The following is a 17,470-nucleotide window of genomic DNA, read 5'->3' as shown; positions in this document are numbered from 1 at the left end:
ATATTTTTTAGGAATACGAACGATTTCTAGATAAGCATTTTGTTTTAAATCTGTTGATTGTTGCTTTAACTCAATCAATTGAGATTGTAGCTTTTCTTGTTTGTTGAGGAGTTTACTAAAAAACGAGTTTTCTTTTTCTTTCATATCTCGTTGTTTTTCTTTTATTTCTAAATTTAAAACTTTAGATTTATCTAAAGCATCTTTACAGATCACTTTAAGTTCAGTAATTGGTTCAGAAATGAGTTCTAGTGCTTTTAGCCAATCTTCATTTGAAGATACAGTAAAAATATCATATTTACGCTTAGCGATTAGTGTTAAATATGCTGTAAGACGAGCCGCAAAATTATCGGCTTGTTGGTCAAACATAATAGCAGGTTGGCTCTGAAAATCTTTATAATAGCTAATAATGTCAGCAAGTAATTGACGCATACTAATGAATAGATATTCTGCTTCATCATTGTTTTGTAACATGTTTCTGAGTGCATCTTCTAAAGGTTCTAAAATATGAATACTTAACAACTGTTCAAAGTCCCATAGACGTTGTTGTACAACTTTTTCAGCGGATAAGCCAGATGAGTCTAGTGATTGAAATAGTAAAGGAAGTAAATGATTAACGCTATATAATTCAAAGCGATCAATGAGGTCTGTAATTTGTTGGCTAATTAATTTTTCAACCGTGATAATACGACTAATATGTTCTGCAAATGCTGTTACAACAGTTTCTTGATTCATCATTGTGAGATCTAAAGCAGCACCATTAAGATATACATTACTTGAAAAAGTAATTTTTTCTTCAAGTAAAAATCGACGAATAGAAAATGGGTTAATATCTAGATCTCTACTTGGAGCAAGCGCAAAAATATATTTAGATGTTTTTATGACTTCTAACTGTCTAATTTTTTGCTGTTTTAATAAAAAATCATTAAATAATGCTTGGGATTGACCTTTTAAATGGCGTGGTCGTAAGGTTTTAAACCAGAAACCAAGCAATTGTTGTTTTAAATAAACTTCTAAAATAAAACATTTTACACAGTCTAATGTTAAATTCCGGAAGTTATTGGCAATATTTAAATCATTTTTATGCTTAATAATGATTGCTGCTGCATAAATAAACTCTTTACGAATAGTTAATTTTAAACGTTGTAATTCAATATTATCTTCAACATCAATTTTATCAATTTGATTTAAAATACTTTCCAAATAATCTGCGACTTCCGTCACATTTTTATATTCTTTTAATTGATTAAGCGACATCACAATTTTTTGAGCAAGTGTTTTCATACCTGCGTGTGGAATTTGTTCAACAATTGAGTTGATATCATCTCTTAAATGATGGGTAAAACGTTGTTGTTCACGATCCCAACGAATATTTTTAGGTTGTAAAATTTGTTGATAAATATTTTCTTGGTCGGTCAGATTGATTTTAGCAAAGATATTTCTAAGATTATCTTCCCAATACATATCAAGTAGTGGGTCAATTTGAGTAACAAGTGTGCGTAATTGGAAGGGAATATAATTCTGCATTTTAAACCAACTTTTTTATAAAAATCTATTTGCTTGAAAGATTATTTAATTAATACCAAGTATTTTAGTCAATTATAAATTATACAGTTTGAAAATAGATAGAGGGTTTTTATATAAAAAATAAAAATTTATAATAATAGGTGAATAAATAATCAAAATTAAATTTATCTACATTATTGTTTAATTTTTATTACCATGCTTAATGAGCATTTTTTTAAGCAGTAGTATGCTTTAATTAATTTTTACTGTTCAATAGAACGATGTTTGTTAATATAGAAGCTCCAAAATTTGGGTTGTTTATCATGTTTCGTAAAATTTCAGAATTTTTTCAGGGAAATAAAAACACAGCAGAACAGGCGTTTTTAACAGAACAGAATATTCAAATTGATGAAGAACAAGGGTTTATTGTGGATGGCATTGTTGTGAATGAATTATCTGAGCGATTAGTTTATTTTTCTAATCGTAAACTGCAAAATTTTGATGATTTAAAAAGTTTGTTTTATACAGCAATCCTTATTAATGAAAAGATTGATTTAGAAATTGCTTCTGGACGATATGTCGTTAGATTGGGTAATAATGAGGAAAATTTGAAACAATTAAAGCAAGTGATATATAAGTTAAATGCTTATTATAAAGAGTTTAAAAGAGAAAAATGAACACGAGTATCCAACAGCTTTAATACTATTTTTCTTAAGGTAAATGGTATTCGGCGACCTTGATCACAATAAGAAAAACAAAATCACTCAACTGAATAAAGTCATCATGTTAAACTACCGCTATGTCTTTTTGACCTTATGCAATTATGTTTAAACAAGAAATCTCTGAATTAAATTTAAAACAACTCAAAGCAGGTGAAAAACGTTGGATTGGTTCAATGTTGGGTTCATCTGCTGCATTATTGTTTAAGGAAATAGCAGAGCAGTCCGAGCAATTATTCGTTTTGGTTGCTCGAAATAATCAGCATCTAGGTCAACTTGAAAGTGAACTTGAATTTTATGGCATAAAACCAACGATATTTCCAGACTGGGAAATATTACCCTATGATCGACTTTCTCCTCATCAAGATATTGTTTCTGAACGCTTATCAATTTTATCCAATATGCCGAAGAAAGGGATTCTATTGGTTTCCGCGACAACATTGGCACAGCGGGTTGCACCAACTTCATGGGTATTAGGCGAACACTTTGATATTAAAGTGGGGCAGAAATTTGATTTAGAACAACAAAAAATACGTTTGATTCAAGCAGGTTATCATTTGGTTGATACTGTATATGATCATGGTGAGTTTGCTGTACGTGGTAGTATTATGGATATCTATGCATCTGGGCAAAATGCACCGATTCGTATAGACCTATTTGATGATGAAATCGATAGTTTAAAATTTTTCGATCCAGAAACACAAAGAACCACAACCAAATTGGAAAATTTTACTGTTTTACCAGCAAAAGAGTTTCCATTAAAAGAGGCTCGATCAACCTTTCGTGATCGTTATGCAGAAAGTTTTCCAACGGCGAATCCGAAGAAAAACCCAATTTATCAGGATGTATTAGAAGGAATTGCATCACCAGGTTTAGATTTTTATTTTCCTCTATTTTTTTCGCAAGCGGCAATGCAAACACAAAGCAGTTTGACCTCTTACTTACCACCTAATGCGATTGTCATTACAGATAAAGCTATTGATGAAGGTCTAACTCATTTCTGGAAAGATGTCATGCGTCGTTATGAAGACCGACGTCATAATGTTGATCAGCCTTTACTGCCGCCAGAAGAAATTTTTATTCAGCCTAATCAGTTATTTGAATATTTAAATCAATTTCCAAGAATTATTGCTTCTGTAGAAGCCATCGATACATTGAAATCAGGCGCGATCAATTTAACGGCTGAACCACCTGCAAAACTCCCTGTAGATCCAAAACTAGAACAACCCTTTAAGATTGTTAAAAAGTATATTGATGAAGCAAATCATCCCGTTTTATTGGTTGCTGAAAGTGCAGGACGTCGAGAAACACTCAAAGATGCTTTACGTCCGAGTCTAGGTGAAATTCCTGTTGTTGATAATTTTGCTAATTTTCAACAATCTAATTTTTCTGTGGCAATTACTCATGCGCCGCTTGATCGGGGTTTAGTGGTTACAGATCATTTATCGGTGATTTCTGAAAATCAGCTTTATGAACATCGTGTCGTGCAACGTCGAAAAAAACGACAGCAAGAAGTTTCTGAAGAATTTCTGATTCGTAGCTTAACTGAGCTAAGTATTGGTGCACCTGTGGTTCATATTGATTATGGCGTGGGGCGTTATGCAGGCTTAGTCACATTAAATATTGATGAACAAGATTATGAGTTTTTACAACTCAATTATGCTGATGATGCCAAAGTTTATGTGCCTGTGACGAATTTACATCTCATTAGCCGTTTTAGTGGTGGAGATCCAGATTTAGCACCCTTACATAAATTAGGTACTGATGCTTGGAATAAGGCTAAGCGCAAAGCTTTAGAGCAAATCCATGATGTTGCAGCCGAACTGTTACACATTCAGGCGCGCCGTCAATCTAAACCGGGGATTAGCTTTGAGCTAGAACAAAGTGCTTATATGCAGTTTTCTAGTGGGTTTGCTTATGAGGAAACACTCGATCAAGCAAATGCCATTGAAGCAACTTTGTATGATATGCAGCAAGCTAAACCGATGGATCGTTTGGTTTGTGGTGATGTCGGTTTTGGTAAAACAGAAGTGGCGATGCGTGCTGCTTTTGTTGCGGTACAAAATAATAAACAAGTCGCTGTTTTAGTGCCAACGACATTATTAGCCCAACAACATTATGAGTCTTTTAAAGATCGTTTTGCAGATTGGCCAATTCGGATCGAAGTATTATCACGTTTTGGTACAAGTAAAGCACATACCAAAACCATTGAAGATTTAGCTGATGGCAAAGTTGATATTGTGATCGGAACGCATAAAATCCTGCAAGAAAATGTGCAATTTAAAAACTTAGGTTTAATGATTGTGGATGAAGAACATCGTTTCGGTGTACGTGACAAAGAACGGATCAAAGCGATGCGTGCAGATGTAGATATGTTGACACTGACTGCGACGCCAATTCCGCGTACCTTAAATATGGCATTTAGTGGGATGCGTGATTTATCTATTATTGCGACACCGCCTGCACGCCGTTTGGCAGTTAAAACATTTGTGAATGAACAAACCGATGAAACCATGAAAGAGGCGATTCTGCGTGAATTGCTCCGTGGTGGTCAGGTATATATTCTACATAATGAAGTCGATACGATCGAACGTGCAGCGGAAAATATTCGCAATTTAGTTCCAGAAGCACGTGTCGCTGTGGCACATGGACAAATGCGAGAACGTGAACTTGAGCAAGTCATGCAGCAGTTCTATCACAAAGAATATAATGTCTTGGTGTGTTCAACGATTATTGAAACTGGAATTGATGTACCCAATGCCAATACCATTATTATTGAACGTGCAGATAAACTCGGTTTAGCACAATTACATCAATTACGTGGTCGAGTTGGTCGTTCACATCATCAAGCTTATGCCTATTTGATGGTACCTTCTATCAAGGGTTTAAAAGGTGATGCTGAGAAGCGTCTGGATGCCATTTCAAGAGCATCAAACCTAGGTGCAGGGTTTATGCTTGCTACTGAAGACTTAGAAATTCGTGGTGCAGGTGAGTTATTAGGTGAACAGCAGAGTGGTTCAATGCAGGCAATTGGGTATAGCTTGTATATGGAAATGCTTGAAAAAGCCACCAAAGCGATTCAACAAGGTAAAACCCCAAATTTTGATGCTCCATTATCATTAACCTCAGAAATTACTTTACACATGCCTGCCTTGATTCCAGATGATTATTTGGGCGATGTGCATCAGCGATTATTGTTCTATAAACGCATTAGTAACACAGATACACAGGAAAAATTAGATAACATCAGAATGGAATTGATTGATCGTTTTGGTATACCGCCACAACCCGTCAAGCAATTATTTCATGTTCATCAGATTCGCATTAAAGCTGAACAACTGGGTATTACTAAAATAGATATTGGTGCAAATGGTGGGGCAATTGAATTTTCACCAGATACACCAGTACAAGCGATGAGCATTATTCAAATGATGCAAAAGCACCCAACATGGTTTCGTATGGAAGGTGGGCAACGCTTGAAAGTGATGGTAATGTTGGAAGAGTATGAAAAACGTATTCAATTTATTCAAGATTTACTCAATCAATTACTTTTAGAGCTGAGATAAAAGACTTTAAAAAAAGCTAAAAATTGAAGTGATAAATCATCAAGAAAAGAAATTGAATGCTGTAAAAAATTCAATTTCTCCTCTTGTAAAAAATCTACGACAGTTTAAAGTGTAAGTGTGATCAGGTTCAAAGCAATTTTCATTAATTTGTACCGAAACACAAGATAAGCAATATTCACATGAAAACCGATGTGTTAGTATTAAGCATCCTTTTAATTTTGCGTCATTTATAAAGATATGTTTAGTTTGCATCCACAACTTGCTCAAGATACTTTTTTTGTCGGCGATTTCCCGCTTTCAACATGTCGTTTAATGAATGATATGCAATTTCCGTGGTTAATCTTAATTCCACGTGTGCCGGGTATTACTGAGCTTTATGAATTAAGTCAGGCAGATCAAGAACAGTTTTTACGTGAATCAAGTTGGTTATCAAGTCAGCTTGCGCGTGTTTTTCGTGCTGATAAAATGAATGTTGCTGCACTTGGAAATATGGTGCCACAACTCCATTTTCATCATGTTGTACGTTATCAGAATGATGTCGCATGGCCGAAACCAGTATGGGGCACACCTGCTGTACCTTATAGTAATGATATATTAGCACATATGCGTCAAACTTTAATGTTGGCATTACGTGGTCAAGGTGATATGCCATTTGATTGGCGTATGGACTAATTATTTACGACACACGGATGAGTGAATAATAAATGACATTCGAGGTAATAATTTGCCACTAGATCGTGTGTTGGATAAACAACCTAAGCAATTTGAAATATTTCAGCGTTTTATGGGATATTTAATGGTTGCATTATTGTTGATTATTTATTATTTCACTTCTCCTCATGCACATAATCAAATTTATGTGCCTTTTTTTATTTTATTTATTATTCTCATTAGCCCAAGATTATCTAGATGGCTTGAATATCAATACGGATCACAAGTCCGAAAAAATATTTATTTTTTAATAGATGTTGTTGTTATTTCAACAGTCTTAGCTGCATTACATTTAAGTTTAGTTATTACATTTATTTTATTATTTATTATTATTTATGTTGCAGTAAATAATAAAATCTCAATGATGCTCAGTTCATTTGCTATACTGATCAGTATTATTGTTTTTTATTTTAATATTATTTTTATTTTTGGTTTTGATGATTACTTTCAACAGACTTCATCTGAATTAACAGTTTTAAGTTTTGTTGGCTTAATTATTTTTATTAATATCTCTAATTATTATCAAATTCGACGCATCAAGCGTGTAGATACACAGCGTCAAAATTATTTTAATGAAATGAATCGTTATATTCAGCTTTCTAATCAACTCAGTCGTTATGCGCCATTACAGCTTTGGCAATCTATTATGCGAGGGGAAACTGAGGCAAAGCTAGAATATAAGCGTAAAAAAATTACGGTATTTTTTTCTGATATTCAAGGATTTACAGAGCTTTCAGAAACTCTAATTCCTGATGATTTGGCTTTTGTGCTCAACGATTATCTGAGTCATATGACTGAAATTGCAAAACAATATGGCGCGACCATTGATAAATTTATGGGTGATGCTATTTTAATTTTCTTTGGTGACCCTGACTCGCAAGGCGTTGAGCAAGACGCTAAAAATTGCTTAGATATGGCGATTGCAATGCGACAACAAATGAAGTTTTTACGGGCGCGTTGGGAAAAAATGGGTTATGCACCGCTACACATTCGTATGGGAATTAGTACAGGATATTGTCACGTTGGAAATTATGGCGCTGTTCATCGTATGGCATACACAATTGTAGGTCGTGATGCAAATTTAGCTGCACGTTTACAAGGTGCTGCTGAAATTGATGAAATTCTTATTTCAGATGATACGTATAAATTAATTAAAAATAACTATTTGTGTGCACCTAAAGAGCCGATGGAATTAAAAGGGATTCAAGACTTAGTTAAAACTTGGCAGGTAATGGAAAAATATTCCAATATTAAAAATGAAAGTCAGCAGTGGTTTGACTATGAATATAAAGGTTTTCATTTGGTTTTAAATATGCAGGAAGTACAAAATTTTGAATACTCAGAATTGGTAGATGTTTTAGAAAAAATGATTGAGCGTATTAAATTACAACAAAAGTTAACGAACTCTTCAGGTGTTGTAAAGTTAAGAGTGGAAGATGAAATTACGAGCACATCTTAAAATATCACTGAGAATGAACTAAAGATCAGATAAAAAACCACTTCTATGAAAGTGGTTTTTTTATGGAAAATTAACGATTAATGGTTTTCTGAAGCATGGTTGAGCGTGTATTTTGGAATCTCAATTTCCATATCTTCATCCACAATTTTGACTTGGCAAGACAAACGTGAGTCTGCTTCTAAGCCCCAAGCACGGTCAAGTAAGTCTGCTTCAATATCATCCATTTCATCTAAGTTATCAAAACCTTTACGCACAACAACATGACAGGTTGTACATGCTTTTGACATATCGCAAGCATGTTCAATTTTAATACCATTATCAAGTAAACTTTGACAAAGATTAGTATTTGCTTCAACTTCAAACTCAGCACCATTTGGGCAAATTGTTGCGTGAGGAAGTACTTTAATACGTGGCATAGTCTTGACCTATAAATTAGTTTGAGTTTGACCAGTCATCTAGTTTGGTGCCTTTGAGGGCATGATCAATGTGTTGATTCATCCGTTCAGCAGCAAAAGCATCACTGTGAGTTTTCAATTGCTCAACAGCATATTCAATTGCTTTAATATCATCTGTTTCAAGTTGAGCTTTGAGATCAAGCGCGGCTTGATTCAATGCATTCAATTGTTCATCAGCTAGAAGTTTAGCATCTACTTTTAATGCTTGTTCCAATGCTTCTAGTTCACGACGTGCTTCAACTTTAGTTTCATTGAGATGACGCAAGTCTTTATCAATTTCTGCAAATTTATAACCATCAAGTAACAAACGTTCAGTATCGGTTTCAGATAAACCATAAGAAGGTTTGATATCGATTTGAGCATGTACACCTGAAGTGGTTTCTTTAGCAGAGACAGTTAATAAGCCATCAGCATCCACTTGGAACGTCACTTCAATACGTGCTTGACCTGCTGTCATTGGTGGAATACCACGTAAGACAAAGCGACCCAAACTACGGCAATGTTCAACTAAATCACGTTCACCTTGAACAACATGGATCAACATTGCTGTTTGACCATCTTGATAAGTGGTAAATTCTTGGCGACGTGCAACAGGAATAGCAGTATTGCGTGAAATTAAGCGTTCAACGAGTCCCCCCATGGTCTCTAAACCTAAAGAGAGTGGAGTAACATCAAGTAATAATGAACCATCTTTAGAGTTGCCAATCAGTTGATTCGCTGTAATTGCAGCACCAATTGCGACAACTTCATCAGGATTAATCGTGCAAAGAGGTTCTTGATTGAAGACCTCACGAACGGCTTTTTGTACGGCATATGAGCGAGTAGAACCGCCCACTAAAACGACATTTTGAATGTCATTGAGTTCAAGTTTTGCATCGCGTAATACACGCTTACATACACTGATGGTTTTATCTAAAGCAACTTTAATAATTTCTTCAAAATTTGCACGATCTAAGGTAAGTGTCTGATCTAAAAGTTTTAATTCAACAGATTCTTGCTCTGTTAAAGCTTCTTTGGCTTTACGAGCAGCAATAACAAAATGTGCGTACTCAATATCATCTAAGTTGTCGATATTGAGTTGTTTTTTTGCCCATTTTACAATTAAACGATCTAAATCATCACCACCTAAGGCAGTATGACCACCAGTGGCTAAAACTTCAAACACACCTTGGGCAAAGCGTAAAATTGAAACGTCAAAAGTACCGCCACCCAAGTCATAAATCACGTAATTACGATCTGTTGCAAGATTAGTCTCTTGATCTAAACCATAGGCAACAGCCGCAGCAGTCGGTTCATTGAGTAAACGTAAAACATTTAAACCTGCAAGTTGAGCAGCATCACGCGTTGCTTGGCGTTGTGCTTCATCAAAATAAGCAGGCACAGTAATGACAGCACCATTCACAGGATTTTTTAAACTTTGTTCGGCACGTTCTTTAAGTTGTTGTAAAATTTCTGCTGAGATTTCAACAGGTGTTTTGCGTCCTTGTGCTGTTTCAAAAGCAGGCATTTCATTGATTTCACCCACTAAAGTATAAGGATGTTGAAACTTAATATCTGCTTGTGAGCGTCCCATAAAACGTTTTACAGAAACAATCGTATTTTTAGGATCTTGAGTAATAAAAGGTTTAGCTGCATCACCATATTGGGTGGAATCTTGAGCGTAATGTACTATAGAAGGCAGTAAGACACGTCCTTGCTCATCATTTAATACTTTTGCCTGTCCAGAGAGAACAGTCGCAACTAAAGAATGTGTAGTGCCTAAGTCGATACCGATTGCAATGCGGTGTTCATGTGGCGCACTTGATTGACCAGGTTCAGCAATTTGCAAGAGTGCCATTGATTACATCCTTTCTAAAATACAAAATTAAATTCACAACTAAAAAACTAAAAATTAGAAATCATCATCTAGGTCAAAGTCTTCATCATCAAGAAGCTGATCTTCTGCTTTTTCGATATCATTCATGACTTTTTGAAAGAAGCGTAATTTACGTACAGTATCACGTGCTTCTGACCAATCAGCATCGTCATAATCGATTTTAAACTCACGAACTAAACCATCAATCCATTGTTTTACTTCGGTTTTGAGGGAATTAAGTTGTTCGTTATTTGTTGCTTCGTCAAGTTGTTCACGAATCTCTAAAGCAGATTGTAAAAACTCAAAATCATTAATAGATTGATCGAGATGATGATCTTGCTTTTTGAGTGATAATAAATAAGCTGCACGACTATCAACATGAGATAAGACTTTATAGGCTTGATTAATGTCACTGGATTTAATCAAAGCTTGATCTTTATCTTCAGCTTTGTCTGGGTGATATTGTTGTTGCAACTTTAAAAATTGAGATTTTAAACTTGCTTGATCAATATCGAGTGCTTCTGGGAGATTAAACAGCTCAAAATGACTCATGGGAGATACTCGTCCACGATGTTTTGCAAGAAAACGATGTTGTTAATTTGATGAAGATAAATACGATTAAAACAGTGTAAAACACTGTTTTAATATGTAAAAGTTGAAAATGGCTTAAACTGTGAAAGATTCACCACAACCACATTCACCTTTTTTATTTGGATTATTAAACTCAAAGCCTTCATTTAGACCATTTTTTACATAGTCCATTTCCATGCCATCAAGATAAACCAAACTTTTTGGATCTACAAAAACTTTCACACCAAATTGTTCAAACATTTGGTCGTGTGTATCCATATCATCTACAAATTCAAGTACATAAGCTAAGCCTGAACAGCCTGAAGTTTTCACGCCAAGACGAATACCTTCACCCTTACCGCGATTGGTTAGATAATTGCGAATATGGGTTGCTGCATTTTCAGTTAAATTGATCATGAAAACTCCGTTATGAAATGATCTGTAAAATAAACCAACAGATATTAGGCTTTAGCTTTTTTGCTACGGTAATCTTCAACAGCAGCTTTAATTGCATCTTCTGCAAGTACAGAGCAGTGTACTTTTACAGGAGGAAGTGCAAGTTCAGTTGCAATATCAATATTTTTGATTGCTTGAGCTTCGTCTAAAGTTTTACCTTTGAGCCATTCAGTTACCAATGAACTTGAAGCAATTGCAGAACCACAACCATAAGTTTTAAAACGTGCTTCTTCAATTACACCATTGTCATCCACTTGGATTTGAAGGCGCATAACGTCACCACAAGCAGGTGCACCGACCATACCTGTACCAACATTTTCAGCATTTTTATCTAAAACACCTACATTACGAGGGTTTTCGTAATGATCAATTACTTTTTCACTATAAGCCATGATGCTTCTCCAAACCTCGGGGTCAGCGTTGATGAGATGTATTGCTACAGTTAATATGAGGGCATTTTATTGATTTTCAACAAAATGCCAAGTCTTTCATGAAATTAATGTTCAGCCCATTCAACTGAATTTAAATCAATTCCTTCTTTATACATGTCCCAAAGCGGAGAAAGTTCACGTAATTTCTCAACTGCTGCTTTGGTAATTGTAATAACATGGTCGATGTCTTCTTCAGTCGTATAATGACCAAAGCTGAAACGAATTGAGCTGTGAGCCAATTCATCAGACAGACCTAATGCACGAAGAACATAAGATGGTTCTAAAGTTGCAGATGTACACGCTGAACCTGAAGAAACAGCTGCATCTTTAAGTGCCATCATGAGTGATTCACCTTCAACAAAGTTGAAACTCACATTTAAATAGTTAGCAACATTGTAAACAGGATGACCATTTAAGAACACTTGTTCAAGGTCTTGTAAACCATTCCAAAGTTTGTCACGAAGTACACGTAAACGAGTTTGTTCTGCTTGTAAATTCTTACCAGCAAGTTCAAATGCTTCACCCATACCTACGATTTGGTGTGTTGCAAGTGTACCTGAACGCATACCACGCTCATGACCGCCACCATGCATTTGCGCTTTAATGCGAACACGTGGTTGACGACGTACATATAATGCACCAATGCCTTTAGGACCATAAATTTTATGACCAGAAAAGCTCATCAAGTCAACTTTCATGGTTGAAAGGTCGATTTCAACTTTACCAGCAGCTTGTGCAGCATCAACATGAAAATAAGTTTTATTGGCACGTGTTAACTCACCAATTGCTGCAACATCAGTTACAGTACCAATTTCATTGTTGACCATCATGAGTGATACAAGAATAGTGTCAGGGCGTAATGCTGCTTGAACCATTTCAGGGGTAATTAAACCTGTTTGTGGTTCAGGTTCAAGATAAGTAATCTCGAAGCCTTCTTCTTCTAATTCACGACAAGTATCTAAAATTGCTTTATGTTCAATTTTACTTGTAATGATATGTTTGCCTTTCGAACCGTAGAACTGAGCAATACCTTTTAGTGCAAGGTTATCAGACTCAGTTGCACCTGATGTCCATACAATTTCACGTGGATCAGCTTTAATTAAATTTGCGACTTGTTCACGTGCATATTCAACTTTTTCTTCCGCTTGCCATCCATAAGCATGTGAACGAGATGCTGCATTACCAAAGATACCATCAAAGGTTAAGCATTCCATCATACGTTCAGCAACTTGAGGGTCGACAGGAGTAGTTGCTGCATAGTCAAGATAAATAGGACGTTTCATGTCAGATACCTGTAACCGATAAAAGGGCTGAATCAAAACTTGGTGTATTTTGGCGTAGAGCAACAGTTTGAACGTTGTCTCGTGCGACGAGATCAGCAAGCGTAATTTTAGCTAAATAATCGGCAATATGATGGGAGAGTTCCTGCCAAAGATCATGCGTTAAGCACATTGCACCATTTTGGCAATTGCCTTTGTGGTCACAACGTGTTGCATCGACAGTTTCGTTTACGGCTTCAATAATTTCTAATACTGTAATTTCATCAGCACTGCGCGCAAGATGATAACCACCGTTGGCTCCACGAACACTTGAAACTAGACCATGGCGTTTAAGTTTAGCAAATAATTGCTCAAGATAAGCGACAGAAATAGTTTGGCGAGCTGCGATTTCAGCAAGCGTGATCGTTTGTTCAGTTGGCTGCAAAGCTAGATCAAGTAGAGCAGTCACTGCGTAGCGACCGCGAGTAGTAAGGCGCATGATTCGATACACATGTTATTAGACTAGATAACATGATTTTATGAATCCTGACTAAAATAGTCAAGTATTTTCGGCTTAATTCTGACTAATTTAGTCAAGTATTTTTTAATCACGTTATTGTTGTGCGTTAAATCCAATTTATTGGAAAAATATTTGCCAAGAATTATACACAATTAACGCAATAAAGAGAATCGAAATCACGCATAAAATCACCTTTATGGTCTTTTGTTGCTGCTGCATGCGGCGGATACGATTTTGGTATTGCTTGACTTCAACTTGTAATGTGTTGATTTTTGAGCGTTGCTGATCAATTTTTTCCAATAATGGCGCAATACGTTTTTTTGAGCCAAGTCCATCCTGATCATGTTCTGGATTGGTAAGCCATTGTTTCCAATCAGAAAGTAATCTTGGAATAGTGAAGGGTAAAACCAAATCACGGAATTGATCTTTGAGTAAGTCTTCACCTTCGACTCTCATTTTTTTCATGCTACGACGGTTGCCAAACACAAAAATTTGAATTAAATCAAGTACAGTGCTACTGACGATTAAATCAACAGGTTTTTCAGGTTCTTTTAGGTCAAATAAAATACCTTTGTCTGTAAATTGAATATAAAAGTCGACATAAGGAATGTAACTATTTATTTTTATAGTGATTTGCTTGGCAACAAAGTTTTTAGCTTGCAAGCGAACAACACGGTCGTGTTTTAATACAAATGAGTAAAATGTTTCCAAAATGATCATTAGAGTATTGAGCAACAAACGACTTTGACCCTGCTTTTGTTGCGATTCGCTCATAAAAAAATTCCTATAGTTCACACAAAGAATCCGATCTCGTGTTATATGTATGGAGAACTGGTTCACATTTAAATAAAATAAATTACTTTGCTTTGTAGAACAGTTTTGCAAAAGGTTCAAGTGGTTTATTTGTTATTATAACGTTATTTCACATTTTAATGATAAAGTTGTATATAAAATATGCAGGAGAGAGTACAGATGGATCAAGATTACCCAATATCTAAGGATGGTATAATAGAACAAGCAAAAAAAGAAATACCGAATGCTAAAGCAAAGTTTTCACGTAAATCTTCTCTTGATTTTAGAAAGTATACAAAGCAAATTTGGTTGGCTGGTTTAGGCGCATTTTCACGTGCAGAAGAAGAGGGTAATAAATTATTTGATTCTCTGGTGAAAGTGGGTGAAGAGCTAGAGTCTAAAAGTGTTGAAGATGTAGATGTTGAACAAACAGCGAAAACAGTAACTGAGAAAACGAAAGAAACTGCAATCGAAACCAAAGAGAAGTTAGAGAAAACGCTAGATCAACATGTTAACCACTCGCTTAATCGAATTGGTTTAGTGACAGTAAAAGATGTGCAACATTTAGAGACTTTGATCTTGCAATTACATCAGAAGGTAGACAGCTTGGTAGAAGAGAATAAGAATCTCGCTACTCAACTACAAAAAATAAGCAGTCAAGATGTCGAATAAACTTATTTTTTGTTTTTTGCAGGTTATTTTTGTGAAAAGCATTATTGTAGTCTTGCGTTTCCCCCCAAAGCATTGCTATAAAGTCAGCATGGCCTTTCAAACCACAGCCTTGGATCTTAAACGAACGATATAAGAGGACGTAATCTTCATGAATAAATCAGAATTAATTGACGCAATTGCAGAAAAAGGGGGATTGTCTAAGACTGATGCTGGTAAAGCATTGGATGCGACTATTGCTTCAATTGGTGAAGCGTTAAAGGGTGGTGATACTGTAACTTTAGTTGGTTTTGGTACATTTAGCGTTAAAGAGCGTGCTGCACGCACTGGTCGTAACCCTAAAACTGGTGAAGAGCTTCAAATTAAAGCAAGTAAAGTACCTAGCTTTAAAGCAGGTAAAGGACTTAAAGATTCTGTTGCTTAATCTTTAACAGTCAAAAACGCGCCTGTAGGGCGCGTTTTTTTATGGAAATAACGAATAAATCACGCTTAGCGCATTCATTCATATATGAATATCAGTTAAACTCCCTAGCAAATAAAATATTGGAAGATTTATGGAATCGTTTCGTAAAGTCATAAAAGGTTGGCTCGGAAAAGTCCTACTCGTTTTATTTTTGACTCCATTAGCATTGGTCGGTATTGAAGGTTATTTTAGTGGGGGAAATAAAGCGGATGTGGCGAAGACTGTAAATGGTCAAGACATTTCTAATAAAGATTTAGAAGCGCAAACAAAAGCATTTAAAGATCAGTATCTATCAATGGTAAATGGTGATGAATCATTATTAAATCATTCATTTATTCAAAATGCTGCTTTAGATGGTTTAGTGGCTCGTGCCTTGTTAATCCAACATGCAGAGAAACTAGGGATTTCTTTAAGTGATGCTCAGATTGAACAGATGTTGGCACAACAGCCTAGTTTTCAAGAAAATGGTAAATTTTCTCAACAATTATATGAAAACTATTTACGTTCAGTTGGTATGACAAGTGCTGCTTTGATTGCGAATGTACGTCAAGATCATGCTTTAAAAACATTAATGAGTACCTTTACGGATAATGCTTTAGTAAGTAAGCAAGATTTACAACAAATTGCAAACTTACAAACGGAACAGCGTACACTTCAGTTAGCAAGCGTAAATCTAGATGAATATAAACAAAATGTAAAAGTAAGCAGCCAAGAAATTGCGGATTATTACAATAAACATCAAAACAAATTTAAGCAGGTTGCTTCTGTCGATGTTGATTATGTGGTTTTAACACCAATGATGTTGGCACAGCCAAATGCAGCAGTATCAGATGCAGAATTACAAAAAGCTTATACCGCTTTTGTAGATCAGCAGAAAAAAAATGCAACACGTGAAGTGAAACATATCTTAATTACAACAGACAATCGTACTGCAGAACAAGCAGCAAAATTGGCGAATGATGTCTATAGTAAAATCAAAGGTGGTGTAACATTTGCACAAGCAGCTGCTCAGTATTCAGAAGATCCTTCTTCAAAAACGAAGGGCGGTTTAGTTGAGTCTTATACTGAAGGTGTATTTGATGAAAACTTTGATAATGCTGTAAAATCTGCAAAAAATGATGAAATTACACGACCAGTTAAAACACAATATGGATATCATATTATTGAGGTTCATACCGTTGCAGGTGATGTACCATCATTTGAAGCCAAAAAAGCAGATTTAACCGCAGAAGTATTAAAGGCGAAGTCAGCAAATTTATTTGCAGATACTGTAAATAGTTTAAATGAGCAAGTTGTCAGTAATGACGCTTTGGATATTGTTCCAAGTGAAGTAAAAACAGCAAAAATTGAGTCTGCTAAAGCTGTTACAGTTGCAACTCAAAATCCTGTTTTAGCAAACCCAAGTGTCAAAGCAAAACTATTTAGTGATGATGTTAAAAATGGCGACAAGAATGTATCAAGTAGCATTCAACTCGCAGATGGCGGTACAGTTTGGGTTAAAGTACGTGAATATCATGCCGCAGGTGTACAGCCACTTGCTCAGGCAACTGCACGTGTTAAGGCTCAATTAATTCAAGCTAAAGCAGCAAAAGCAGCAAAAGCTAAAATTGAAAATATGTTGGCTGACTTTAAAAAGTTACCTGCACAAGAAGTTCTAGCAAAATATCCATTTCATTTTGAATCTGCGGGAACATTTACGCGTTCACAAGGTTTAAAGCGTGAAATTGAGCGTGCAGCTTTTAGTTTGACAGCGCCTAAAGCAGGAATGTGGTCTGTAACAACAACAACTTTACCTAATGAAATGGTGGTGGTTGCTGTTTCAGAAGTGAAAAAAGCACCTGTTGATGGTTTAGATCCAACACAGGCACAAGAGTTGACGAGATTATATCAACAACTTCGTGGTCAGCAATTGCTAGAAGACTATACGCAATATTTAAAATCGAAAGCAAAAATTAAGTAATTGCATATCTTAAATTAAATAAAAAAACCTCAGTTGCGACTGGGGTTTTTTATTTGAATAAGGTTAAAAGCCAAAGATTTTC

Annotated in this window: 16 protein-coding genes; 7 read left to right on the top strand and 9 right to left on the bottom strand. The window is 35.5% G+C overall.

What is annotated here, in order from left to right; genetic code table 11:
- A partial coding sequence (locus C9E89_RS13020) for a hypothetical protein (RefSeq protein ID WP_107008773.1) occupies positions 1–1,524 on the bottom strand: 1,524 nt, incomplete at its 3' end.
- A 302-nt stretch (positions 1,525–1,826) separates the two neighbouring features.
- Here C9E89_RS13020 and C9E89_RS13015 point away from each other — a divergent pair.
- The 4 genes from C9E89_RS13015 to C9E89_RS13000 all read left to right on the top strand — a co-directional run bounded on the left by C9E89_RS13015 (position 1,827) and on the right by C9E89_RS13000 (position 7,958).
- Complete coding sequence (locus C9E89_RS13015; RefSeq protein WP_107008772.1) at positions 1,827–2,180, top strand: hypothetical protein; 354 nt, start codon at positions 1,827–1,829, stop codon at positions 2,178–2,180.
- Positions 2,181–2,326: 146 nt separating this feature from the next.
- Complete coding sequence (gene mfd / locus C9E89_RS13010; RefSeq protein WP_107008771.1) at positions 2,327–5,788, top strand: transcription-repair coupling factor; 3,462 nt, start codon at positions 2,327–2,329, stop codon at positions 5,786–5,788.
- A 237-nt stretch (positions 5,789–6,025) separates the two neighbouring features.
- On the top strand, positions 6,026–6,460 hold the full coding sequence (locus tag C9E89_RS13005; RefSeq protein ID WP_107008770.1) for an HIT domain-containing protein: 435 nt from the start codon (positions 6,026–6,028) through the stop codon (positions 6,458–6,460).
- 52 nt (positions 6,461–6,512) lie between these two features.
- Complete coding sequence (locus C9E89_RS13000; RefSeq protein WP_107008769.1) at positions 6,513–7,958, top strand: adenylate/guanylate cyclase domain-containing protein; 1,446 nt, start codon at positions 6,513–6,515, stop codon at positions 7,956–7,958.
- Between the two features lie 77 nt (positions 7,959–8,035).
- Here the strand turns inward: C9E89_RS13000 and fdx are convergent, their stop codons facing one another.
- From fdx to C9E89_RS12960, 8 genes are all read right to left on the bottom strand, one after another.
- Complete coding sequence (gene fdx / locus C9E89_RS12995; RefSeq protein ID WP_107008768.1) at positions 8,036–8,374, bottom strand: ISC system 2Fe-2S type ferredoxin; 339 nt, start codon at positions 8,372–8,374, stop codon at positions 8,036–8,038.
- 16 nt (positions 8,375–8,390) lie between these two features.
- Positions 8,391–10,250 (bottom strand): Fe-S protein assembly chaperone HscA, encoded by a 1,860-nt coding sequence (gene hscA / locus C9E89_RS12990; RefSeq protein ID WP_107008767.1) that lies wholly within the window; start codon positions 10,248–10,250, stop codon positions 8,391–8,393.
- A gap of 54 nt (positions 10,251–10,304) precedes the next feature.
- Positions 10,305–10,820 (bottom strand): Fe-S protein assembly co-chaperone HscB, encoded by a 516-nt coding sequence (gene hscB / locus C9E89_RS12985; RefSeq protein ID WP_107008766.1) that lies wholly within the window; start codon positions 10,818–10,820, stop codon positions 10,305–10,307.
- Positions 10,821–10,934: 114 nt separating this feature from the next.
- Positions 10,935–11,255 (bottom strand): iron-sulfur cluster assembly protein IscA, encoded by a 321-nt coding sequence (gene iscA / locus C9E89_RS12980; protein ID WP_107008765.1) that lies wholly within the window; start codon positions 11,253–11,255, stop codon positions 10,935–10,937.
- A 44-nt stretch (positions 11,256–11,299) separates the two neighbouring features.
- Entirely contained in the window at positions 11,300–11,686 is a 387-nt protein-coding gene (gene iscU / locus C9E89_RS12975; protein WP_107008764.1) for a Fe-S cluster assembly scaffold IscU, read from the bottom strand.
- A gap of 104 nt (positions 11,687–11,790) precedes the next feature.
- Positions 11,791–13,008 (bottom strand): IscS subfamily cysteine desulfurase, encoded by a 1,218-nt coding sequence (locus C9E89_RS12970; protein WP_107008763.1) that lies wholly within the window; start codon positions 13,006–13,008, stop codon positions 11,791–11,793.
- Position 13,009: 1 nt separating this feature from the next.
- The gene (locus C9E89_RS12965; RefSeq protein WP_107008762.1) at positions 13,010–13,483 is read right to left on the bottom strand and encodes an Rrf2 family transcriptional regulator; all 474 of its coding nucleotides are present in this window, start codon (positions 13,481–13,483) and stop codon (positions 13,010–13,012) included.
- A gap of 138 nt (positions 13,484–13,621) precedes the next feature.
- The gene (locus C9E89_RS12960) at positions 13,622–14,278 is read right to left on the bottom strand and encodes a hypothetical protein (RefSeq protein WP_107008761.1); all 657 of its coding nucleotides are present in this window, start codon (positions 14,276–14,278) and stop codon (positions 13,622–13,624) included.
- A gap of 198 nt (positions 14,279–14,476) precedes the next feature.
- Between C9E89_RS12960 and C9E89_RS12955 the strand changes: the two genes are divergently transcribed.
- The 3 genes from C9E89_RS12955 (at position 14,477) to C9E89_RS12945 (ending at position 17,388) form a co-directional block, all read left to right on the top strand.
- The gene (locus C9E89_RS12955) at positions 14,477–14,968 is read left to right on the top strand and encodes a phasin family protein (protein WP_107008760.1); all 492 of its coding nucleotides are present in this window, start codon (positions 14,477–14,479) and stop codon (positions 14,966–14,968) included.
- A gap of 148 nt (positions 14,969–15,116) precedes the next feature.
- A complete protein-coding gene (locus tag C9E89_RS12950) occupies positions 15,117–15,389 on the top strand; it encodes an HU family DNA-binding protein (protein ID WP_065993948.1) in 273 nt (90 codons plus the stop codon).
- Between the two features lie 130 nt (positions 15,390–15,519).
- Positions 15,520–17,388 carry a SurA N-terminal domain-containing protein gene (locus C9E89_RS12945; RefSeq protein ID WP_107008759.1) on the top strand — a complete coding sequence of 623 codons (1,869 nt, stop codon included), beginning with the start codon at positions 15,520–15,522 and terminating at the stop codon, positions 17,386–17,388.
- The last annotated feature ends 82 nt before the right edge of the window (positions 17,389–17,470 follow it).

Origin of the sequence: Acinetobacter sichuanensis (assembly GCF_003024515.2) — a bacterium.
In the GTDB taxonomy this organism is placed as follows: domain Bacteria; phylum Pseudomonadota; class Gammaproteobacteria; order Pseudomonadales; family Moraxellaceae; genus Acinetobacter; species Acinetobacter sichuanensis.
This window is presented reverse-complemented; position numbering and strand designations above follow the sequence as displayed.

Excerpts from the sequence above, each read along its gene's own strand:
- C9E89_RS13015 (WP_107008772.1), top strand. The coding sequence starts at position 1,827 with ATGTTTCGTAAAATTTCAGAATTTTTTCAGGGAAATAAAAACACAGCA.
- mfd (WP_107008771.1), top strand. The coding sequence starts at position 2,327 with ATGTTTAAACAAGAAATCTCTGAATTAAATTTAAAACAACTCAAAGCA.
- C9E89_RS13005 (WP_107008770.1), top strand. The coding sequence starts at position 6,026 with ATGTTTAGTTTGCATCCACAACTTGCTCAAGATACTTTTTTTGTCGGC.
- fdx (WP_107008768.1), bottom strand. The coding sequence starts at position 8,374 with ATGCCACGTATTAAAGTACTTCCTCACGCAACAATTTGCCCAAATGGT.
- hscA (WP_107008767.1), bottom strand. The coding sequence starts at position 10,250 with ATGGCACTCTTGCAAATTGCTGAACCTGGTCAATCAAGTGCGCCACAT.
- hscB (WP_107008766.1), bottom strand. The coding sequence starts at position 10,820 with ATGAGTCATTTTGAGCTGTTTAATCTCCCAGAAGCACTCGATATTGAT.
- iscA (WP_107008765.1), bottom strand. The coding sequence starts at position 11,255 with ATGATCAATTTAACTGAAAATGCAGCAACCCATATTCGCAATTATCTA.
- iscU (WP_107008764.1), bottom strand. The coding sequence starts at position 11,686 with ATGGCTTATAGTGAAAAAGTAATTGATCATTACGAAAACCCTCGTAAT.
- C9E89_RS12970 (WP_107008763.1), bottom strand. The coding sequence starts at position 13,008 with ATGAAACGTCCTATTTATCTTGACTATGCAGCAACTACTCCTGTCGAC.
- C9E89_RS12965 (WP_107008762.1), bottom strand. The coding sequence starts at position 13,483 with ATGCGCCTTACTACTCGCGGTCGCTACGCAGTGACTGCTCTACTTGAT.
- C9E89_RS12960 (WP_107008761.1), bottom strand. The coding sequence starts at position 14,278 with ATGAGCGAATCGCAACAAAAGCAGGGTCAAAGTCGTTTGTTGCTCAAT.
- C9E89_RS12955 (WP_107008760.1), top strand. The coding sequence starts at position 14,477 with ATGGATCAAGATTACCCAATATCTAAGGATGGTATAATAGAACAAGCA.
- C9E89_RS12950 (WP_065993948.1), top strand. The coding sequence starts at position 15,117 with ATGAATAAATCAGAATTAATTGACGCAATTGCAGAAAAAGGGGGATTG.
- C9E89_RS12945 (WP_107008759.1), top strand. The coding sequence starts at position 15,520 with ATGGAATCGTTTCGTAAAGTCATAAAAGGTTGGCTCGGAAAAGTCCTA.